The organism is Agarivorans sp. QJM3NY_25 (assembly GCF_050870875.2).
Taxonomy (GTDB): domain Bacteria; phylum Pseudomonadota; class Gammaproteobacteria; order Enterobacterales; family Celerinatantimonadaceae; genus Agarivorans.
Map to the genome: position 1 here is coordinate 2,070,542 of NZ_CP194041.2, position 22,092 is coordinate 2,092,633.

General features: G+C 44.2%; 18 protein-coding genes. 11 read left to right on the forward strand and 7 right to left on the reverse strand.

What is annotated here, in order from left to right:
* Positions 1 to 159: 159 nt before the first annotated feature.
* Positions 160 to 855, reverse strand: coding sequence for a PilZ domain-containing protein (locus tag ACRRSW_RS09595; protein ID WP_432453430.1), 696 nt, complete (start codon positions 853 to 855; stop codon positions 160 to 162).
* 147 nt (positions 856 to 1,002) lie between these two features.
* On the opposite strand from ACRRSW_RS09595, the gene ACRRSW_RS09600 reads away from it, so the two are divergent.
* Positions 1,003 to 1,884 (forward strand): 6-carboxytetrahydropterin synthase, encoded by an 882-nt coding sequence (locus ACRRSW_RS09600; protein ID WP_432453429.1) that lies wholly within the window; start codon positions 1,003 to 1,005, stop codon positions 1,882 to 1,884.
* Positions 1,885 to 1,930: 46 nt separating this feature from the next.
* Here ACRRSW_RS09600 and ACRRSW_RS09605 read toward each other — a convergent pair whose 3' ends face one another.
* Complete coding sequence (locus tag ACRRSW_RS09605) at positions 1,931 to 3,967, reverse strand: methyl-accepting chemotaxis protein (RefSeq protein WP_432453428.1); 2,037 nt, start codon at positions 3,965 to 3,967, stop codon at positions 1,931 to 1,933.
* 638 nt (positions 3,968 to 4,605) lie between these two features.
* On the opposite strand from ACRRSW_RS09605, the gene ACRRSW_RS09610 reads away from it, so the two are divergent.
* From ACRRSW_RS09610 to ACRRSW_RS09635, 6 genes are all read left to right on the forward strand, one after another.
* Positions 4,606 to 6,045: a COG3014 family protein gene (locus ACRRSW_RS09610; protein ID WP_432459211.1), complete on the forward strand. Its 1,440-nt coding sequence runs from the start codon at positions 4,606 to 4,608 to the stop codon at positions 6,043 to 6,045.
* 14 nt (positions 6,046 to 6,059) lie between these two features.
* Complete coding sequence (locus tag ACRRSW_RS09615) at positions 6,060 to 6,452, forward strand: YcfL family protein (protein ID WP_432453426.1); 393 nt, start codon at positions 6,060 to 6,062, stop codon at positions 6,450 to 6,452.
* Between the two features lie 14 nt (positions 6,453 to 6,466).
* Positions 6,467 to 7,057 (forward strand): penicillin-binding protein activator LpoB, encoded by a 591-nt coding sequence (gene lpoB, locus ACRRSW_RS09620; RefSeq protein WP_432453425.1) that lies wholly within the window; start codon positions 6,467 to 6,469, stop codon positions 7,055 to 7,057.
* Between the two features lie 13 nt (positions 7,058 to 7,070).
* Positions 7,071 to 8,102, forward strand: coding sequence for a beta-N-acetylhexosaminidase (nagZ, locus tag ACRRSW_RS09625; RefSeq protein WP_432459212.1), 1,032 nt, complete (start codon positions 7,071 to 7,073; stop codon positions 8,100 to 8,102).
* A gap of 44 nt (positions 8,103 to 8,146) precedes the next feature.
* Positions 8,147 to 8,695 (forward strand): alpha/beta hydrolase YcfP, encoded by a 549-nt coding sequence (gene ycfP / locus ACRRSW_RS09630; protein WP_432453423.1) that lies wholly within the window; start codon positions 8,147 to 8,149, stop codon positions 8,693 to 8,695.
* A 183-nt stretch (positions 8,696 to 8,878) separates the two neighbouring features.
* A complete protein-coding gene (locus ACRRSW_RS09635; RefSeq protein ID WP_432453422.1) occupies positions 8,879 to 10,174 on the forward strand; it encodes an NAD(P)/FAD-dependent oxidoreductase in 1,296 nt (431 codons plus the stop codon).
* 42 nt (positions 10,175 to 10,216) lie between these two features.
* Here ACRRSW_RS09635 and ACRRSW_RS09640 read toward each other — a convergent pair whose 3' ends face one another.
* From ACRRSW_RS09640 to ACRRSW_RS09655, 4 genes are read right to left on the reverse strand one after another with little or no spacing between them, the layout of a single operon-like run.
* Positions 10,217 to 10,600 carry a DUF2919 family protein gene (locus tag ACRRSW_RS09640; protein WP_432453421.1) on the reverse strand — a complete coding sequence of 128 codons (384 nt, stop codon included), beginning with the start codon at positions 10,598 to 10,600 and terminating at the stop codon, positions 10,217 to 10,219.
* 8 nt (positions 10,601 to 10,608) lie between these two features.
* Positions 10,609 to 11,757, reverse strand: a complete 1,149-nt coding sequence (locus ACRRSW_RS09645) for a peptidoglycan binding protein CsiV (RefSeq protein WP_432453420.1) — start codon at positions 11,755 to 11,757, stop codon at positions 10,609 to 10,611.
* Positions 11,741 to 15,196: a transcription-repair coupling factor gene (gene mfd / locus ACRRSW_RS09650; RefSeq protein ID WP_432459213.1), complete on the reverse strand. Its 3,456-nt coding sequence runs from the start codon at positions 15,194 to 15,196 to the stop codon at positions 11,741 to 11,743. The genes ACRRSW_RS09645 and mfd overlap by 17 nt, the downstream gene beginning before the upstream one ends.
* Positions 15,197 to 15,203: 7 nt before the next feature.
* On the reverse strand, positions 15,204 to 15,785 hold the full coding sequence (locus ACRRSW_RS09655; RefSeq protein WP_432453418.1) for a PilZ domain-containing protein: 582 nt from the start codon (positions 15,783 to 15,785) through the stop codon (positions 15,204 to 15,206).
* 170 nt (positions 15,786 to 15,955) lie between these two features.
* On the opposite strand from ACRRSW_RS09655, the gene ACRRSW_RS09660 reads away from it, so the two are divergent.
* From ACRRSW_RS09660 to lolE, 3 genes are read left to right on the forward strand one after another with little or no spacing between them, the layout of a single operon-like run.
* Entirely contained in the window at positions 15,956 to 17,182 is a 1,227-nt protein-coding gene (locus tag ACRRSW_RS09660; RefSeq protein ID WP_432453417.1) for a lipoprotein-releasing ABC transporter permease subunit, read from the forward strand.
* Positions 17,175 to 17,873, forward strand: coding sequence for a lipoprotein-releasing ABC transporter ATP-binding protein LolD (gene lolD, locus ACRRSW_RS09665; RefSeq protein WP_432453416.1), 699 nt, complete (start codon positions 17,175 to 17,177; stop codon positions 17,871 to 17,873). Before ACRRSW_RS09660 ends, lolD begins: the two co-directional genes overlap by 8 nt.
* Before the next feature lie 2 nt (positions 17,874 to 17,875).
* A complete protein-coding gene (gene lolE / locus ACRRSW_RS09670) occupies positions 17,876 to 19,114 on the forward strand; it encodes a lipoprotein-releasing ABC transporter permease subunit LolE (RefSeq protein WP_432453415.1) in 1,239 nt (412 codons plus the stop codon).
* A 206-nt stretch (positions 19,115 to 19,320) separates the two neighbouring features.
* Here lolE and ACRRSW_RS09675 read toward each other — a convergent pair whose 3' ends face one another.
* Positions 19,321 to 19,824, reverse strand: coding sequence for a DUF2062 domain-containing protein (locus ACRRSW_RS09675; RefSeq protein ID WP_432453414.1), 504 nt, complete (start codon positions 19,822 to 19,824; stop codon positions 19,321 to 19,323).
* A 68-nt stretch (positions 19,825 to 19,892) separates the two neighbouring features.
* On the opposite strand from ACRRSW_RS09675, the gene ACRRSW_RS09680 reads away from it, so the two are divergent.
* Positions 19,893 to 22,076, forward strand: a complete 2,184-nt coding sequence (locus ACRRSW_RS09680) for a DNA internalization-related competence protein ComEC/Rec2 (RefSeq protein WP_432459214.1) — start codon at positions 19,893 to 19,895, stop codon at positions 22,074 to 22,076.
* The last annotated feature ends 16 nt before the right edge of the window (positions 22,077 to 22,092 follow it).

The following is a 22,092-nucleotide window of genomic DNA, read 5'->3' on the forward strand; positions in this document are numbered from 1 at the left end:
TCATTATCTGTTGATTCTTGCGGGCCTAAATCATCGCTAACTGGCTTACGTATTTTGTAATTAGAGCCACGAGTTACTGCACTTCATGCCTCGTTATCGGCAGGTTTATTCTGCGCAACAAGTTGATCATATCATTAATCAGATTGCTATTATTTGGCTTTATGGGTTGGTTTTATTCTCGCGTTGCATCATTTCCAGTAATGCCATTTGAACAAAATTTTTCTTTTCGGCGTTCTTGGCGTTAAAGGTTAAGCCATAGTGCAGACGTTCAGGTGTTCTTTGCTCTAAGTGTTGATTACAAATACTCGCATCAATACTGATGCTTGGATTATTATCGAGGTTTAGTTGTAATTTAAAAGGCAATGAACTCAAAGGTAATGGGATTGGCTCACAAACAAAACCGCCTCCATTAAGTGATAAATCTTTTAGGACCCCATGAAACGACGTCTGTGCTTGGTGCTGACAAAGTAGTGTGCTAGCTAAGGCAATGGGCATGCGGCTATGCTGACGCAAACTTATTTTTTGGATCCGACGAGGGTAATCCACCACCAACCATCGGCCAACACTACTCATCAGTTTTGATATATTGCCTCGATAAGCAAAAATGGTCGCGTTAGGATCGCCTTGATTAACTAGGCGAATCACAATCGACTGACCTTCTCGAATTTTCTCTTTAGCGGCTTCCCACTGTTGATCTATTCCCCTCGAAAGGATCAAACACATACCAGGTTCAATTCCGATTAAACGACTACGTAAACGCAAGGGTTTTGTGGCCGTCGGAATTTGTAAATGGACCTCGGTTTGACAGGGCAGGGCATTGAATTCAGCTAATAAATCTGGGGAAATCGGTTCCACGGCTGGTTCTGTATATTTTGATAATCTTATAACAATATCATATAAATCGTGTTTGTGTTTTAGTGCTGATGAGAAATGTGTAACAAACGGACTATTAGCGCAGCTTACGGTTATAATTAGCGACCTTGGTTAATATGGAAAGTTCTGATGAAATTGTTTGTAAAAGATTTGACCGTAATCGACTCCACCTACCTGTGCCCAGACCGTGGTTTAGTGGGAGAAAGTTGGTTAGTAGACATAGAATTAGCTGGCGCTTTGAATGATATGGATATGTTGTTAGATTTTGGCCAAGTGAAGAAACTAATCAAGCAACTCATTGATCAGGAAGTCGATCATAAGTTGTTAGTGCCTCAGCGGTCACCTTTATGCAAAACCGAAACCCTTAATGGTTATACTCATATTGATTTTGCGCGGCCAAATGGTGGAAGCATCCAGCTGCGTTGTCCTACTCAAGCGTTTGCGTTTATTGACACTCTAGAAGTGACCAACGATGCTTTGACTACTTATGTACAGCGGATCATTTTACAAAAGCTACCTTCGAATATTCAAGATTTAAAAGTTAAATTACGCCATGAAGCGATCGATGGACCTTATTATCATTATTCTCATGGCTTAAAAAAGCATGACGGTAATTGTCAACGGATCGCTCATGGGCACCGTTCGACTCTCGAAATTATGGTTGACGGTGAGCAAGATTTGGACTTAGCAACAAGTTGGGCGATGAAGTGGCGAAATATATATTTGGCGAGCAAAGCTGACCAAATTGAGCCAAGCAATATAAGCTTTTATCAGGCTCAAAATTGGCAAAAGCACTATGCTTTTGCATATCAATCTCCACAGGGTTTTTTTGAGTTGGTATTACCCCAACATGAGACTGATATTCTTCCCTGCGAGACAACTGTTGAGAACTTGGCCGCTTATATTGCAAGTACTTTGTCTGCCGCGATGCCAGAACACTCTATTGAAGTAATTGCTTATGAAGGAGTTGGGAAAGGCGCTATTTCAGAGGTTCATGGTTCGTCATGGTAAATAAAAAGCGCCTGTTGATAGGCGCTTTGAGTGTCATAGAGCGGCGTTATAAAGTAAATCGTTTGACTAACGCATCTTGCTCTTGAGCTAATCCACCTAGTTCTTCACTGGTGCTCGCCACGATTTCAATACTTTCATAGTTTTCGTCACTAATGTCTGAAATTCTATTGAGGTTCGCAGAAATTTCAGCTCCGGTGGCTTGTTGTTGTTCGGCGGCAGCGGCGATCTGACTACTCATATCTGAAATTTGAGTAATAATCCCTTGGATCTCTTCCATTGCTCCATTTGCATCAGAAGTTTGATCAATACTGGCTTGCATTTCTGAAGAACATTCAGACATGACTGTGACTGCGCGTTGTGCACTTTTTTGTAAGTTCTCAATCATGGTTTGAATCTCGGTGGTTGAATTCGTCGTTTTTTGGGCCAGAACTCTAACCTCATCGGCGACGACAGCGAAACCGCGCCCTTGTTCCCCAGCTCTTGCTGCTTCGATAGCTGCATTTAACGCTAGCAAGTTGGTTTGATCGGCGATACCTCGGATCACATCTAAGATTGAACCAATATTGTTGCTCATTGCATCTACCTCACCAATTACCGCGCTACTATCGTCGAGTCGCTCTGATAACTGATGGGTGGTGGTTATATTGTTACTCATTACAGAGCGCCCTGAATTGGCCGCGGCCTCTACTTCCATCACTTTTTCAAGGGTCATATTGGCACTCTGGGCAACTTCACGAACCGATTGTTCCATTTCAGTCATTGCGGCTGCGACCGACGCAGTTTCTTGCCGTTGATTGTTGAGTTCGGTGGTCGCGGTATGCAACGTCACTGAGTTTCCTTGGGATACATTGGATAAGCTTTCGGCAGCTTCGCTAATATCGTGCAGTACTGATCGCATCTGTTTCATCATGCTATTCGCTGAATCCGCAAGTTGACCAAATTCGTTACTACTTTGATAATCGACGGTTTCAGTCATATTACCTGCAGCCGCAGATTTCAAGGTTTTAAGTAGTAGTTGCAAGGGTACTTTAATCGCACTTGCTACATTCCAGGCAACCAAGAAGGCTAAAGGGATAACGATTGCCATTGCGATATATAGTCGTAGCCGACTGGTCGCTAGCATTGTATTCGCATTGGCCGACGCTTCGTCAACCAATTTATTGGCGATTTGATTAATGTTGGTGAGTTGTTCGATGGCTTCGGTAATCAGCAATGCTGTTTCGTCGGTTCGGCGTGAAATTGCCTCTTTGTCTTGTGAGACCTTTAAGTGCTGGGCTAATACACCATCCTTTGCAGTGGTATCTTTAATAAATTGATCGATTTGATGGCCCATGTCGTTGCGCAAGTCTGGGATTTCATCCTCAAGATCGGCATTGGCTGAGTTGAAGTTTTTTAGCAACTTTTGATTACGTTGCAAAATCACTGCAATTTTTTCTGATTCGCTGGTATTGAGTCCATCGAGGGTATTCAATTCGATCACTACCATCGCATTGAGAAAGCTTTCAGAGGCCCAGCGAATATAATCGTCATCTAATTCAACGACTTTATCTGACAAATTTTTCTTCAATTGAGGCAGCATGACTGATAGCTGATTGGTACTGCGTTTTACTGTTTGCAAATCAGCTAGATATTTAATGTTATCTGCCATGACCTGCTTGGCAACTTGAAAGTAACGTTCATCCAGATTGCTTAAGGAATCTAAATGAGAGCCTAATTCGCTATTCCCCTGAGCCATCTTGCGTAAGGTTGCGAGTGAAGAAACGAACTCTTGTTCGCTCTGTTCAAAGGCTTTGCTACTGACTTTAATCGCATCAGGTTTAGTCGATGTTAATGCATCTTTAAAAAACTTATCCGCGGTGAGTAAATCTACAGCAAAGTCGCTGCTCTGCAGTACCAGTGGTGTTGCTTCTTCGGTAACAACATTTAATTGTTGTTTGAATTGATTCCCCGTTTGCAGGGAAAGGACATTTGTTAGCACCATCATGAGTACTAAAAAACCGAAACCTATATTGACTCGGTGAACAATAGATATGTGTTTATAAAACTGGAGCGATACGCCTAAGCGAGCTGACTTTTTATTCATAATTCCTCGACAAATTTTTTGCTAGCTATTTATAGTTATTATGTTTTTTTATTTATTAAAATTATGCCTTTACTCGTGCTGATATACTAGGTATTAGATCACAACTCTACTCGGATAAACCCTTTGTTTATCAGCTTCGATAAAGAAAGCTTCGATAATTGAGTGTTTGCTATCGTTAGGCGAAAAAATTGTCTGAATATTCACCGGTTAGATGTTGAGAGGTGGTAAATTGGCGCGAAGGTTAGGCGTGGACCGAAAAATGGTTTATAAATAGGCTTTGGACTGCTTATCAATTTGTCGTCTGTTAATTTATGCTAGCTTGATAAGCGAGTTATATGTAGATGTGTTTTACTACATATTGCGACAAACTTAAAATCCAAGTGATCTGGTTCCTCTGTATTAATTAGTCATTATTGTTTTTTGTTTCAATAGGATAGATGGGTGAGTGCTCAGCTAGAGGCTTTCTCTCAGTAGTTTGTCTGTCTTCGTTCTTTGGAACATAAATGCATAGCGAAAGATGAACAGTTTAGGGTTTATTCTCGAGAATGCTTATATTGATTGAATCATAGATTTGATATTCCATCATGATTAATTCTATGTTGCGAGCATTTGTATTTGGGTATTTGGGATAGTAAATAATGCATCAATTTTGGCGTGTCGATAGCAACATTGGGGACCGCCGTAGCCAGTTGCGGTGTACTTGGCCGAAAATTGCAATATTTGTTATTGCGGCGCTCGTTACTGGTTGTTCAACAGCAGTGTTCAGTGATCTTTTTACCACTTATTCTGAACAGTTAAGAGCGAGTCGTTATCAATTGACCGCAGGACAATTTGAACACGCGGCCGAGTTACTGGCAGAGGGAAAGGTAACGGATAATAGCTATTATTTAAAGCAGTTGGAACTTGGTCGAATGTTGTTTTTAGCGGGAGACTTTGAGGCGAGTCAGCAACACTTTAGTCGCGTCGATCAACAGTTAAAATGGTTATCGAGTCAAGCCGAATATCGCCTTTCCACAGGCTTACAACAGCTTTCTACCTTAGCGACCAACGATAATTTTATTCGCTACCATATTCCAGTGTATGAACAAGTCATGTTGCACCATTATCAAGCGATCAATTACTTGCATAGCGGTGGTTTGGAGTCCGCATTGGTTGAAATTCGCCGCGCAGGACAACTACAGCAGTTGGCGATGGAAGAACAGCCAGTGAGCTTAGAGACGCAATTGCAAGACTATCAACAGCAATACGATGAACTGTTGAAGCAATATCCCAGTCCCGATACAACGCTTCCAAATGCTTATCAGAACGGCCTTAGTTATGCTTTGTCTGCAGTTTTGTATATGGCGGCGGGTCAAGATAATGATGCCTATATTGATTATCGTAAAGCCTTAGCTTTAGCGCCTAAAAATCATTATTTGCAGGCTGAAGTTGCTCGATTGGGGCAAAAACTGGCGATGAGTGATTATCAGCAATATACCCCATTGAAAGCTCAGCCGCTGACTGAAGATCAAGGCTTACTCGTTGTTTTACATGAGCAATCTATAGTGGCTGCAAGGCAAGAAGTACGCTTTACCTTACCTCTCTATCACCAGCAGCGTTGGCAAACTTATACCTTGGCACTTCCGGTTATTTCTACCAAACCTCAACTGGCGATCCCGTTAGCTTTGTCTTTGGAAGGACACGATTTTGCAACGCAACAATTAGTTCAAATCGATGCTTTAGCTGCCAAGCAACTACAACAAGATTTACCTGCAGTATTGGTGCGGCAAATTTTACGAGTGCTGGCTAAAGACCAGCTGCGTCGAGAAGTGAACCAAGGCGACGCAAAGAAAGGGGAGAATTGGGCGAATGTTTTCGCAAATGTATACAATATAGTGTCTGAGCGAGCGGATACTCGAAGTTGGCAAAGCTTACCAGCATTGGCGCAAATAGCGATTAAACCGTTTGCTGTGGGAAAACATAAATTGACGATGTCTGGTCTGGGTGAATCAGAAGTTTCGGTTAACATAAGGCCAGGTCGAGTGACCTTGGTGTTGACCAACGATCTTGGTTCTACAGTTCAGTTATTTAACTTATAAAAGAGGAGTTGGTTATGAAATATATACTGATAATGCTGTCGTTATTGCTGGTGGCTTGTACTGCCGATACATCTGGTATGATAGCCAATTCACAAAAGCCAGAGGGGAAACAATGGCTGATTGTTGATAACTTAAATTTAGGACGAAAGTTAACCATCACAGAGGCGAGGAGTACTCAAAGTGCCGATCGACTACTGGGTATCGCAACGCTTCAATCTTTATTTAAAGGCGACTTGAGTTTGCAATATCGATTCAACTGGTATGATAGCGATAATATTCAAATCAATGATGCGAGATCCGCATGGACACCGCTCACTCTACATGGTCGTGAACAGGTTCAGATTCAGTCGGTCGCGTTAGTTGCTAATGCCCACCACTTCAAAGTTTATGTTAGAGAAGTTCAATAACAGAGAGATAAGTTATGAAAACATATGTTTTAGCCGTTTCGATGGCAGCCCTTATGCTAAGTGGTTGTTCTAGCCAGGTAAGTTATGGTGATCCGCAAGCCGTAGAAACGGTGGATGTTGCCTTTGGCTCTACGGATTTACAGACAATTGCAGGTCAAATGACAGACTCAATGGTTGCGTCGCCCTTATTAACGGAACTAACTCGTAACAAACGGCCAATCGTATTTGTTGATAAGATAAAAAATAAAACGAGTGAGCATATCGATACTGAATCTGTTAGCGATACTATCAGTACCCGCTTGTTACAGTCAGGTAAGTTTCGATTTGTAGATATGACCACGGTGAACCAAGTGCGTGAACAGTTGAACTTTCAAAATGACGGTGGTTTAGTTGATCCCGCTAAAGCAATTGCGTTCGGTCAACAAGTCGGGGCAGAGTATATGCTGTATGGCAACTTAGCGAGTATTGTTAAAACCAACAAAAAGACCAAAGATGTTTATTATAAGATGACGATGCGTTTACTTGATCTTAAAACTGGTTTAGTAGAATGGGCCGATGAAACCGAGATCCGTAAGGCTGAAACTAAATCTACCTTTGGCTGGTAGGGGTATCGAGCCGATGGGACCGCTGTTTTTAGATTTATTGGGCGCCGAGCTGAGTGCTGAAGAGCGAGATATGTTACAGCATCCCCTTGTGGGAGGTGTCATTTTATTTAGTCGTAATTATCAGGAGCGTGCCCAGTTAATTGAACTGGTTCGCTCAATAAGAGCTGCGAGTAAACAGTATTTATTGATTGCTGTGGATCAAGAAGGAGGACGTGTACAACGTTTTCGGCATCAGTTTTCTTGCATACCTGCGATGGGGGATATTGATGCAGGGGCAAGGCAACTGAGGATGGCTAGTGTCGATCTGGCTGAACAGTTGGGTTGGTTAATGGCCGTTGAGCTCAGAGCTTGCGATATTGATATTAGTTTCGCTCCGGTGCTGGATATCAACGGTTGTAGTGATGTGATTGGTACTCGTGCTTTTAGTTCTAACCCTGAACAGATCGTTAGTGATGCGGGTGGTTTTATCTCTGGAATGCATCACGCAGGGATGAAGGCAACTGGCAAGCACTTTCCCGGACATGGGAATGTTAAAGCAGACACTCATCACTTTGAAGCCACTGACTCGCGCTCATTTGATGAGATTAAACGTTATGATTTAAGTGTATTTAGGCGTTTAATTAGTCAAAATAAATTGGACGCAGTGATGCCCGCACACGTAATTTATAGTGATGTTGACGATAAACCCGCAGGATTTTCTAAGCGGTGGTTACAACAAGTATTGCGTAAAGATTTAGGTTTCAAGGGGGTTATATTTAGTGATGATTTGTCGATGCAGGGCGCAGCCCTTGCTGGTGATCATGTGCAACGAGCCGAGCAAGCCTTGACCGCGGGCTGTGATTACCTTTTGGCCTGCAACGATCGAGATGCCAGTATTCGCTTATTAGATGGCTTACCACATACTCAGGTTGCACACCCCGATGCCTTGCGAGCAAAAGCTTATCCTATGACTTGGTCGGAGCTCACAGCATTGACTCAATATCGACAAATCGCTGCGCGCGCCCTAGAAATTCAGCAAATTAGTAGTGAACTGAGTGAGAACTAAATACACTTAGTATTCATGCGGGAATATAAACAAGGAATCGCATCATGATTATTTATTTACACGGCTTTGATTCTACAAGTCCGGGTAACCATGAAAAAGTACTACAGCTTCAGTTTGTCGATAGCGATGTGCGTCAAATCAGTTACAGTACCATTCATCCTCGACACGATATGAGTCACTTACTCAAAGAAGTCCACAAACAGTTAATGTTGAGTGCTGAAGAGGAAGTGGTGATTTGTGGTGTTGGTTTAGGCGGGTATTGGAGTGAGCGGATTGGTTATCTATGTGGAATTCCCTCCGTTTTGTTTAACCCGAATTTGCACCCAGAGCGGAACATGCAGGGCAAAATAGAGCGGCCCGAGGAGTATTTAGATATTGCGACTAAATGTGTTGCAGAGTTTAGAGACAAAAATCGTGGTAATTGTACGGTTGTGTTGTCTGAAAATGATGGTGTGTTAGATAGCCAACTTTCAGCTGAAGAGTTACAAGATTATTATCCGATTATTTGGGATAGCCAGCAAGCACATAAATTTCAAGATATTAGTCGTCATTTACAATTAATTAAGTCATTGCGGAGTCTACCTCGTCTATGAAATGATTGAGATCAGCGAATAGAGGCATTTCCCCCTCGTTTTTATAAGCCTTTTTTTTGTGATCCTACTCTCATTACGTATAATATGACGCAGCAGAGCGATTATTCAAAGGCGTAGTACATAATGATAAAGCCTTTTAAAAAGCGCTAAACACTTCAAGTTGTGAGAAGGAAATAAGCAAGAATGACTAAAATTGTTGTTGTAGGTGGTGGCGCAGGTGGCTTAGAACTCGCGACGAGTTTGGGTCACAAACTTGGCAAACGAGGTAAAGCCAAGATAGTTCTCATTGATAAAAATAGAACGCATTTGTGGAAACCATTACTACATGAAGTCGCGACGGGGTCGCTAGATGCCGGAATCGATGCCTTAAGCTATCGTTCTCATGCGGCCAATCACGGTTTTGAGTTTCAATTAGGTGAAGTTGCTGATATTGATCGCGAAGAGCAGTTGGTGACGCTAAAAGCCATGGTCGAAGAGGAGCAGGAAGTATTACCAGCTCGGCAGATCGACTATGACTATTTAGTGATGGCAATCGGTTCCGTGTCCAATGACTTTAATACGAAGGGTGTCAAAGAGCATTGCATTTTCTTAGATAATCCGAGTCGCGCCAATTTATTCCACTCTCGAATGTTAAATCGATTCTTGCAGTATTCTCAAGGCGATGAATCACAACAGGGAGAAAAGGTCAGAATTTCCATTGTTGGGGCTGGTGCCACAGGTGTTGAGTTATCGGCGGAGTTATACAACGCGCTTGATCAACTGCGGGCTTATGGTGTACCAAATCTTAGCAGTTCAAGTTTGGCGGTTACGCTGGTTGAAGCGGGTGATAAAATTTTGCCAGCATTACCGGTTAGAATTTCTTCGTCAGCGCATTCAGAATTGCAAAAAATGGGCGTTGATGTTCGCACCAGCACCATGATTACCGAAGCCACTGCGGAAGGGTTAACGACAAAAGATGGCGAGTTAATTAAAGCCGATTTGATGGTGTGGGCGGCTGGCATTAAGTGCCCTGAATTTATGAAAGAAATCGGTGGGCTAGAAACCAACCGGATTAATCAGTTAGTGGTTAGGCCTACGCTACAAAGTTCACGTGACAGTAATGTTTATGCGATAGGTGATTGTGCCAGTTGTGCCTTGGGTGAGAAAGGCTTTGTTCCTCCGAGGGCTCAATCTGCACATCAGATGGCTTCCTTAGTTTACAAAAACATCCTACGTCAGCTTGAAGAAAAACCGTTACTTGAATTTGAGTACAAAGATCATGGTTCGTTGGTGTCTTTAAGTCGTTATTCTACCGTTGGGTCACTGATGGGTAACTTGATGCAAGGCTCTATGATGATTGAAGGGCGGATTGCTAGAATGGTCTATATCTCTTTATACCGGATGCACCAAATTGCTTTACATGGTTATTTTAAAACAGGATTAATGATGCTCGTTGGGCGAATTAATCAGGTATTAAGACCGAAGTTAAAGCTCCACTAAATACAGGCTTTAAGATTCTATTAGAAAGGCAATAACTACTGGTTATTGCCTTTCTAATCCGGCTTTTACTACGATAAAAGCGAACATCAAACTCAACCACAGTGTGAGCGCACTCAGCGCTTCAAATCGCCAATGATGTAAATTCATTAAATAGGCCTGGCTGAGAATATCGGCCAGCAATAACACGAATACCCCCCATAACTGAAACGTTAAAGAGACCGTCTGCCACAGCTTGGGCAAGAGAAGACGAGATAGCGGAAGTGCGCCTAAAGCTAAGCCGACATAAAACCAATGATGGTCGGGATATAGTAAGCTGAGCAGCTTTTCTCCCATTTGACGAGAGCTAGCCGCGATTGCTAGCAATAGCCAGGTGCGACTTAATAAGGCGCAGCTGAATAGCACACTTGGTTGGTTCGCAACGACCACTGCAGCGCTTACGAAGCCGTTTGGCTCGCGGGAGCCGTGAATACTGCTTCAGTAGTGGCTGACTCGGCTGAGTTGCCCTCGAGTGATTTCTGTTCTGGTGCAATAATCTCTGCCATGTCGTTGTCCTGACCATCCGCTATGGATGTTGGTGAAAGTGCACTTTGATTTTCTGGACTACGACGAATTTGGATCAGCATGCCCATTAGTGGATGGTCGAAATAATGTATTTCTCCGGAACGGACACGACGTTTTTGATCAAACTTAAAGCTATGTAGCTCCTCTTCTGTTTGATAATTCGCAATTAAACTGCCATCTTCAACTCCCTTTTGTTCTCCACTTAATATCACCACTTGCTGCGGTTCATTATTTGGCAGGGGATTGGGGGGGGTGAGCTGTGTTTGGCGATCAGAGGGAAGAACCTCTCTTTCAACTTCAACAGGACGTTTTAGGATCAGTTGACTCTCGATATACAAGTAGTGTTGCAAGTAAATTCTAATCCCACCGTTTAGCTCCCAAATTTCGGCCGGTACCTGAGCAACGGCGTCGCTGCTAGTTTCACCATTTAGCGGCGTTGCTTGCTCAAACAAGCTGGTTTCACCAAGCTTATTCTGCTCATCGCTCTTGGCGTTAACGATTGCGTCATTATGAGCTGCAAAGTTAATCAGGTGGCCATCGGCTTGAAAGCGTTGCGAAAAGTCTTGGCCTGCTTGCAACTGATAAAATTTGGCTCGATGACGGGGTGCAACGACTTCCCGCCAAGCTAGATGTATGAGCGGTGTAAAGGCTGCGTGCTGATTTAATTTGGCAAATTGTTCACCTAACTCTAGTTGGTCGGCATTCAGCATCTGTCGATGGGTCGCACCAGTGATAGGCCAACCGCGTCCGTCAATGGTTACAGGTAACTGTTCAAATCGAGGCCGAATGCAGGGCTCGGTGTTACAAGCAAACAACGGTGCGAGCAACGGTTCACTGGTATTTACGCTGAACGTTTGTGGTTGCGGCCAATATTCTTGACTGCTTTCGACACTAACATTACGTTTAAAAACGATGACTTCAATGTCAAACCAACGCGGTCCATCTGCCATGCTAGGCGCGCTGGTCGTAACGATTGCGGCCAAGCCAAGAAGCTGTATAGCCTGTTTAAGAGTTGCTCGCATTGGCGTTAAATTGCTCCAATATAGATTCTATGAGGGTGAGGCGCTGTTCGGGACCGTCGCTTGGAACCGCAAATTTTAGCTTGTTGGCGCCTTCCATTCGATAAATAGCTGGCTGAGATTGTAGCAGGCTTACCAGAAAAGCGGCATTAACTTTTGTTGATTCGGCAAACTCGATAACGCCGCCTTTCGGTCCGGCCTCTAAGCGCTTAATACCGAGGTGGTCGGCTTCAATTTTAAGCCTTTGCACGTTGAACAAGTTTTGAGCAGGTTCCGGTAATAAGCCAAAACGGTCAATCAGCTCGACTTGTAATTCGCGCATTTCTGCAGAATTCCCGCAATTAGCAATGCGTTTGTACATAGTGAGTCGAGTTGTGACATCAAAAATATAATCGTCAGGCAGTAGTGCTGGTAAGCGTAATTCAATCTCACATTGTTCGCTTTGACTGAGATCCCAATTGAGATCTTGACCATTTTTGAGGGCTGTTACCGCTCGGTCTAACATTTCCATATATAGGGTAAAGCCAACGGCTTCTATTTGTCCACTTTGGTCATCTCCTAAGAGTTCACCAGCTCCGCGAATTTCCAGGTCGTGGGTAGCTAAGGTAAAGCCTGCGCCTAAGTCCTCTAGTTGAGCGATCGCCTCTAAACGTTTACGTGCGTCTTTACTCAATAGTTTTGGTGGTGGAGTGAGTAAATAGGCATAGGCTTGGTGATGAGAACGGCCAACTCGACCGCGTAATTGGTGTAACTGAGCCAAGCCAAAATTATCAGCACGATTGATAATAATGGTATTAGCACTGGCGATATCAATCCCAGTCTCGATAATGGTAGTACAAACCAGAACGTTAAAACGTTGATGGTGAAAGTCTCCCATAATGCGCTCTAGCTCACGTTCGCGCATTTGTCCGTGGGCCACAGTAATACGTGCCTGTGGCAGCGATTCAGAGAGTTCTTGGGCGACTCGCTCAATGGTTTCAACCTTATTGTGTAGAAAGTAAACCTGCCCCCCGCGCATTATTTCGCGACTAATCGCTTCCTTAATTAGTGCATTATCATATTGGCGCACAAAGGTTTTTACCGCTAAGCGTTTTGCCGGAGGGGTCGCAATGATCGATAGATCACGCATGCCACTCATTGCCATATTCAGGGTTCTAGGTATTGGTGTTGCGGTGAGTGTGAGAATATCAACATTCGCCCGCATCGCTTTTATTTGCTCTTTTTGACGCACTCCAAAGCGGTGTTCTTCATCAATAACCAGCAGCCCTAAATCAGAAAATTTCACATCCTTGCTTAATAACTTATGGGTTCCGATTACGATATCGACACGACCATCAGCCAGTTTTGTGAGTACTTGATTTTGTTCTTTGGTGGTGTTGAAGCGTGATAAAGAAGCGACTTCAATCGGCCAATTGGCAAAGCGGTCACTAAAGTTGTCAAAGTGTTGCTGGGCAAGCAGGGTGGTCGGGACGAGCACGGCCACCTGTTTTCCGCTGTTCACGGCGACAAATGCGGCACGCATCGCCACCTCTGTCTTACCAAAACCAACATCGCCACAAACCAGCCGGTCCATTGCGTTTGGCGTCTGCATGTCTTGTAACATCGCAGTAATAGCTTGCTGTTGGTCGTCGGTTTCTTCAAAGGGGAAATCGGCGCTAAATTGTTGATAGGCCGCTTCGTCAAGTTGATATCCATACCCAGGTTTAGCGGCGCGTTTGGCATATACTTCTAGCAGCTCTGCGGCGACATCACGGATTTTCTCGGCCGCTTTTTGCTTGGCTTTTTGCCATTGTTCATTGCCTAGCTTGTGCAGTGGCGCCGTTTCGTCGTTGGCTCCAGAGTAACGGCTAATTAAATGGAGTGCATTTACAGGTACATATAATTTTGCCTGATTGGCATATTCAAGGCTTAAAAATTCAGTTTTTATGCCGCCGTTTTCAAAGCTGGTTAAGCCCAGATAACGGCCCACGCCGTGTTCTAGGTGCACCACTGGTTGACCAATTGATAGTTCTGCTAAATTGCGGATCAGAACATCGGGATTGAGCGTTTTACTTGAGGCCTTGCGCTGTTTAGCGCGAACTTTGTCACCGAGTAAGTCGGTTTCAGTAATCAACTGCAAAGTTGGTGTGTTTAGTTCAAAGCCTTTTTCGATAGGCGCGACCACAATCGCCAGACTATCGTTACTCGCAACAAAGTTAAAAATGCTTTGATGATTTTTAAGCTTTAACTTGAGGGGGCGAAGTAAATTCTTGAGTGCTTCTCTGCGTCCCTCGGTTTCGGCAATAAAGCAGGTTTTAGGATGCGGGTGATGCTCTAGGTAATGGCTTAGGGCCTGTAATGGTAAATTGAGTCGATGATTGACGCTGAGGTCTGGTAATGCATGAGCGGCTAAATTGAGCCGTCCTTGGGCATTTTTGGCCGGTCCGCTACGCAGCTTAATGCCAGCAAAACTTTTTAATTCCTTAAAACACTGATCAACATTTAAATAGAGTTCATCTGGCGGCAAAATGGGCCGAGAGCGGTCATGGCGACGGTTTTGATAGCGTTCTTCGAGATCTTGCCAAAACTGTTTTCCAGCATGTTCTAAGTCGCCAATTTTTAAGATGATGGTATTGGCCGATAGTTGGTCACTCAGGCTTTCTGTATGTGAGTGAAATAGCGGCAGGTAGTATTCGATACCCGCTGGCATGATCCCTTTTGATACCTGCTGGTAGATTGATTCCGCCTCTCGGCTTGGCTCGAATCGATCACGCCATTGTTGGCGAAAGGTTTCGATGCCGGCTTGATCGGTGGGGAACTCATGGGCTGGCAGCAAGGTAATTTGTTGCTGCGTTTGCTCACTGCGCTGGGTGTCGGGATCAAACTGACGAATGGTGTCTAGCTCATCATCGAAAAAGTCTAAACGAAATGGTTGGCGACTGCCCATGGGGTAAAGATCGAGTAAGCTGCCGCGTAGCGCAAATTCGCCATGTTCCATGACTTGGTCGACATGTTGATAACCCGCGCTAACCAAGCGTTCTTTAAAAGCCGTGATGTTGAGCTGCTGGCCAACCTTAAGTTGCAAACTATGTTTGGCTAAAAATTCGGCCGGAGCACAGCGCTGTAACCAGGTTGCAATCGGTGCGATGACGACACTGTTTTTGTCCTGACTAAGCTGATTAAGACTGAGGATCCGCTGGGAAATGATATCTTGGTGTGGTGAGAAGGTATCGTAAGGAAGCGTTTCCCAATCTGGAAGTAAGTGCACTGCGCGTTGCGGTTGTAAGCCATTCACTTCTCGTTCTATTTGCAGCGCGCTGCGGGTATCTTCCGTTAAAATAACTAAGGGCGCATCTAAGGTGGTTACATATTGATGGACCACCAAGGCCAACGCACTGCCCGGTAAATTAGTGACTTGTTTATTGTCGCCCGCATGCTCAGGGCAAGGTAGATTTAATAACACGACTGACTCATTTTTTTTCGGCTAATAGGCGAGCGTCGGCTCGCGCTTTTAATTGTTGGCTTTGCACATGAAGACTGGCACGGACCAAGGTTTCAATATCTTCATCACGGATCCAGTGGTAATTGATATGCAGTAATTGTTGCTGGCTGTGGGCCACCGATTGTGAACCTTGAACTTGACCATAACAAAATACCGCGCTGGATTCTTCAGGTAAGAATATTTTTAATCTCACCATTTGTCCGGCCTTTAAGGGACTATCCCAAAAACAGTGGATTTCTGAGCCTCCAAACTGATGGCTAGTGGTGCGATGTTCACTACTATCTTGCTGGACTAAGACATAGCTTAAAACCCGATTCAGTTTCTGTTCTTGAGCTTGTAGATAAGCGAGTAGTTGTTCGCCAGCTTCGCCGAGTTGTTTTAGCGCACGTAAACCAAGCAAACCATGGTGGTGGCTACTATTAGCGAGGATGAATGGCTCTGGAATTAGGGCCTCAAACTCGCTGTACGAAGAGGGTAAGTTATCATCTTCAATGAGCTCTAAATTCACATTAAGCTGATGAGTCACACTAAAGTAATGTTGATCTTGCATATTTTCCTACAAGTGCCACGCGGCGAAGTTATTCCATAAAACCATGCATAAAGCCTAGTTGAGGTAGAAATTACAACAAGTTGTGTCATGGAATGCAAATAAACTAATTATCTTTATGTTTTACCGGATTAAGCTTGGGCTGTCACTTGTTGACGGATCATGGGCGCGGTATGATGACCGCGTTTTTTCGCCTACGGATGACCTTAGCCTCGATGAATTTGATTGGCTTTATAGCATGGCGCTTCTCTCGAGGAGCCAAACAGCAACGTTTTGCATCATTTGTGAGTTGGTTTTCAACGCTAGGAATTACGCTTGGCGTGGCGGCATTGATCACCGTCATTTCAGTGATGAACGGTTTTGAGAATCAACTCAAACAACGTATTTTAAACTTGGTCCCTCATCTTACGTTTAGCCAGCAAGTTGAACTACCGCCGTTTTTAGCTAAGTTCCCTCATTCGCCCTTAGTGCTAAGTGAAGTTGTTTTGCAAAGCAGTCATCAACTGACGGCGGTAACGTTGCAAGGAATTGATCCTAAGCAACAGGCCGACATTGATTTATTGCGACAACATTTGTTAATCGGCGAGCTGGATAGTCTTAAGCCAGGTTCTTACAAGGTGGTCATCGGGATTGGTGTCGCAAATGCGCTTGGCGTTCGTTTAGGCGATAGCATTCGTTTGATGGCAACCGACCGGGTGCTATTCACGCCACTTGGTGAAATGCCTTCACAACGTAATTTTGTGGTCTCCGGTATTTTTGAGTTTGCAGCAGAAGTTGATAAGCAGTTTGTTCTGGTGAATATCGATGATAGTGCTCGGCTGTTGCGAAGTTCTGTGGCAGCGGTGAGCCAACAGCGACTCTTCCTCGATGACCCTTTCCAGATCGAGTCTCTCAGTGTTGCCTTGGATCAACAAGGTATTCAATATCAAGATTGGCGGCGTTTTTATGGTGAATTATTTGCTGCGGTTAAGATGGAAAAAAACATGATGGGGATGTTGTTTTGTTTAATTATTGCGGTGGCTGCCTTCAATATCTTATCTAGTCTGGTGATGATGGTTGGAGAAAAACGCAGTGACGTTGCGATCTTACAAACTCTAGGTTTGACGCAACAGAAAGTCGTTTTGGTATTTATGGTTCAAGGTGCCTGGAGCGGTTGTATTGGTGCGGGGGTTGGTGCTTTCGCAGGCTGGCTTTTAAGTCATCATATTAACGGCGTGATGTCTGCCATTGGCTTGAATTTCGCCGCGAGTCTCGGTGGTGCAGGTTTACCAGTATTGCAACGTAGTGAGCAAATCATCTTTATTACGGTGGTTGCAATGTTATTAAGTATTTTAGCAACCATTTATCCTGCTTGGCGCGCCAGCAAAATTTTACCCGCAGAGGCACTTCGTTATGAGTGAGCAAACAGCTCAGCCCGTTTTAGTGGCAACAAATATTGTTAAAACTTATCAAGATGGTAGCCAATTTACTGAAGTATTACATGGCGTCGATTTCACTGTATATCCCGGTGAAGCGGTGGCTATTGTGGGAAGTTCCGGTTCCGGTAAAAGTACTTTGTTGCATATTTTGGGCGGCCTGGATGATGCTAATCAGGGCGAAGTTAGTATTGATAATCAAGCGCTTAACCAAATGAATTCCAAACAGCTTGCTAAGTTGCGTAATCAAAAACTAGGGTTTATTTATCAATTTCATCACCTATTAGGAGAATTTTCAGCCTTAGAGAATGTGGCAATGCCGCTATTGATCGCCGGTGAGACAAAAAAAGTTGCGATGGCTAAGGCCCAAAAGTTATTAGACAGAGTGGGTTTGGGGCATCGATTAGCACATCGACCCGCCGAGTTATCGGGAGGGGAGCGTCAACGAACGGCGATTGCACGAGCTCTGGTGAACCAGCCTCGTTTGGTGTTGGCAGATGAGCCTACGGGGAATTTGGATAGCCATAGCTCCGACGCAATTTACCAATTAATCTTGGAGCTCAACCAAGATTTGGGCACCGCCTTCGTGGTTGTGACTCATGATTTAGCTTTAGCTGCCAAATTTAATCGTCAAGCCTTTATGCAAGATGGCAACTTTAGTGAAGAGGCGCAGTAACGATGCGGCTTCCTTTATCGATTTTAATTGGTTTGCGTTACCACCGCGCTAAACATAGTAATGGGTTTATTTCCTTTATCTCCCGTTCTTCCACTTTAGGGATTGTACTGGGTGTCGCAGTACTCATTATCGGTTTATCGGTGATGAACGGCTTCGAGCGGGAACTTCGGGATCGGTTTTTGGGCATCGTGAGTCATGGCGAATTAGAAGCCGTTAATCCGCCGCTGGTTGATCATCAAGATTTGCTGACCCAAGCAACCAGACACTCCGAAGTTTTAGGTGCAGCACCTTACGTGACGCTGAGCGCCTTAGCGCAAAAAGGGAGGAAGATGAAAGCGATTGCCTTGAAAGGGATCGATCCCGCTATTGAACGCACGGTGACGGACTTACATCAGTATATTGGAGACGATGCGTGGCAAGCGTTACAGTCGGATCTGCCACAAGTTGTCTTGGGTGCCGGTATTGCCCGTTTACTCGAGGTTAGCGTAGGTGATCCGGTGACGCTATTATTACCTAAAGCTGGAACCCGTCAGCATTTGAGCGCGCCCCAGCGAGTTAGAGTTAAGGTGGTTGGCTTAATGAATGCTGGTGGTCAGTTAGATAATCAGCTGGCTTTCATTAACTTAGCTTATGCCCAAAAGTTGATGCAATGGCAAGATGGGGTATCTGGCATCAGTTTGCGCTTAGTGGATCCGCTTGATGCAGACCGCGTGGTTCGCTTAGTCGCCAAAGGGTTTCCCCAACTAGTGTATATTAAAAGTTGGACTCGCCAGCATGGCTATTTATATCAAGATATTCAGTTGGTTAGAACAATCATGTATGCAATTATGTTGCTGATTGTTGCAGTGGCAAGTTTTAATATCATTTCCACACTGATCTTGGCGGTGAGTGAAAAAAGAGGGGATATCGCCATTTTGAAAACAATGGGGGCCACCGATGCAAGTTTGGTGAGAAGCTTTATTGTTTATGGTTCATACAATGGCGTGATCGGCTGTTGTTGGGGGGCAATATTGGGGATCTTAGGCAGTTTAGGACTTCCTAAGTTGGCTGCTGTTGTCGAAAGTATACTGGGTCACAGTCTGTTGTCGGCAGATATCTACTTTATTGATTTTTTACCCACTCAGTTACTATGGCGTGATGTCATTGCAGTGGTGTGCGCAGCTTTGCTACTGAGTATTTTTGCCACGATTTGGCCTGCATGGCAGGCGGCTCGAGTTAAACCAGCGCAAGAACTTGCTTAAGGCTGAAGCACTGTGAACGATTTGAGGTGAGGAGACCCTATGCTATAAGTCTTTTCATTGTGTTTCGTGAGCAACCGTATAAATTACTTTTTGTGACTTCTTCGGGTCCCGAGGTAGCTCTTTTTCATACACAAAAGTGTTCGCATATCCAACAAGTGACACAAGCGCTTCAAAGTTCAATTCACCTTCACCGCATCAAGGTTTGTTTATCGACGTTTTTTATAGCGTCGTCTGACCGAGTAACGCCAAGCAGCATTAATTGAAAAATAGCCGAGTGCTGAAAAGAAGATTGAACAAACAAGACAACCTAACAAAAATGCCGGGCCAATAGTGGCTATCAAATGCTCGATACTATGCCATGAAAATTTAAAATGATAGTACTCAATAGGTTGCTGCAATATGCTTGCGCCCACTAAATAGCAAAGATAAAAGATCGGTGGGATGGTTAAGGGGTTGGATACCCATACTAAGGCAACCGATAAAGGTAAATTCACCCGAAACATGATTGCCAATGCAGCCGCAATCACCATTTGTGATGGTAAAGGGACAAACGCAACAAATAAACCGACTGCAAATGCGCCAGCCGCAGAGCGACGATTGAGATGCCATAGGTTTGGGTTATGAAGCCACTGACCAAAAAACTTGAGATGTTTACTGGATTTTAAATCTTCAGTTTTTGGAATAAATCGTTGTAAGGTTTTTTTTGGCATATAGTTTGTTATTGACAATAAACTTTTTATCGCACATGAATGCATTTTTACTAGCAAGTTTGCTAGCTATGACATCATCGTTATTATGGGCTAATTTACTTAGCATACCATCGTTATATAGTTGCTACATCGCTCTATTTGCTTTGTTTTGGCGGCGAAGATATTTTTTAGCAGGCCTCGTATTCGGGATCTGCTGGATAACTAGCCATGCGCTATATTATCAATCTTGGATTGAGAGCATCCATCAAAAAGCGCACAACTCTAGCATAATTGGTCAGGTGTTGGCAGTTCAAAATAACGTTTATGGTCAAAAAATTACTTTAGAAATACATCAGTTAGATGGACGCTCTAGTTGGCTGTGGTGGCGGCCTAAGTTGGTATTGTATCAGTCTAAGCTTAGTGACCGATCGCAGATCGTGCTTGCTGGGCAGACCATTGATGTTGGGGCGCGTTTAAAACCAGCGTTTGCTAGTTTAAATCCTGCGGGTTTTAATTATGCCCGTTGGTTGGTCTCCCAGTCGATTATCGCCCGAGGTTCGGTATTGTCGCTTCGCATTGCGCAGGCGGAAAGCTCTAGTCGGGAGCGATGGCTTGGCTTTCTCAACCAGCAATTACAAGGCCTTGAATACGGCGGCGAGATCCTCGCGTTGATGGTAGGGGATAAGCGCAGCTTGAATCACCAGCATATGCAGTTGTATCGCCAATCGGGTCTGAGTCATCTATTTGTATTATCCGGCTTACACCTTGGCATCGTGGCGTTGTGGTCATGGTATATGGCTAATTTGTTGTTTTTGCTGATGCGTCGGCAGGAACGGTTGTGGTCCTTGACGCTGAGTTTAATGTGTTGCGGGTTTTATTGTTGGTTAGCCAATTGGCAACTGCCGATGTTACGTGCGTTGTTGATGTACAGCTGCGTTATTATAAGTATTGGATTGTTCAATCGGCGGCGAGCTTGGCACGGGGTGCTGATCAGTTTATTTATTATTTTAACGCTATGGCCATTTAGTATGTATGGCAACAGTCTGTGGTTGTCGTTTGCCGCCGTTGTGGTGGTATTACTGGCACTGTGGTGCGGTCCCAGTCACAAACTAATGATGTTGGTATTTATTCAGTTGATGGTTGGTATCATCTTGATGCCGCTTCAAGTCTTGATGTTTGGTGTGATTCCGAGTTGTGCGCTGTTGGTCAATCTTATTGCGGTACCACTGTTTAGCGTGCTTTTGGTACCTGCGGTCATGGCATTATTTGTTCTATATATCGTCGGTTTACCATTGGCTGACTGGTGGGCCGATTTACTCAATGATGTTTTTGGTCTCTTCCATCAAAGTTTGATGGCTTTAAATCAGTGGCAGTTACTTAGCTTTCATTTACCGCGTTTTACTATTGCTATGCTGTTATTGTTTGCTGCTTATGTTTGGGCCTTTGGTTTGTTTAGGAGGCAAGTCCATCTGGCTTGGCTAAGCTTGCTCATGTTCGTACCTGTTTGGCCGTCATCTCTTGCTCCAGACGACTCGTGGCAAATCATAGTATTAGATGTTGGACAAGGCCTATCGGTGGTGGTTATTCAGCAAGATGAAGCGCTGATTTATGACAGTGGTCCTCGCTACCGAAGTGGCTTTAGTTATGCGCAAAGTGTCACCATTCCTTTGTTGGTTGACCAATCGGTGAATCGACTTCCTTGGTTGGTGTTTAGTCATGGAGATAACGATCATGCCGGTGGGCGATTTGTTCTGGAACAGCATTATCCGGAAGCGAAGCGCTATTATGGTAGAGATCCGCGTTTGCCTGAGGCGAATTGTATGGGGGTTCATCAATGGAAAAAACTGCGACTTCAGTTTTGGTTGGCTGAGCGAGGGGAGGGTAATAATGGTTCTTGTGTGCTGAGAATCGATGATGGACATTATAGTTTATTACTTCCTGGAGACATTGAACAAGTGATTGAAGTTGAATTACTGAGCCAGTTTACGGCGCCCGTCACCATGTTGCTTAGCCCTCATCATGGCAGCAATAGTTCTTCTTCTGAGGCATTTGTTCAGCAATTTAAACCCGAAATAGTCATTCACAGCAGTGCTGCTTTTAACCGTTTTGGTTTCCCCAAACCTCAAGTGACACAACGATATGCGGCAAGCCAGCAATTCATAACCGGCAAGGTGGGCGCGATAAACATTAAAATCGATGACCGTTCATATCAAATTAGCTCGCAGCGAGATAAATTATTCAGCCCTTGGTACCAAAAAATCATCAGTTGGTGATTTGTCTATAAACCGC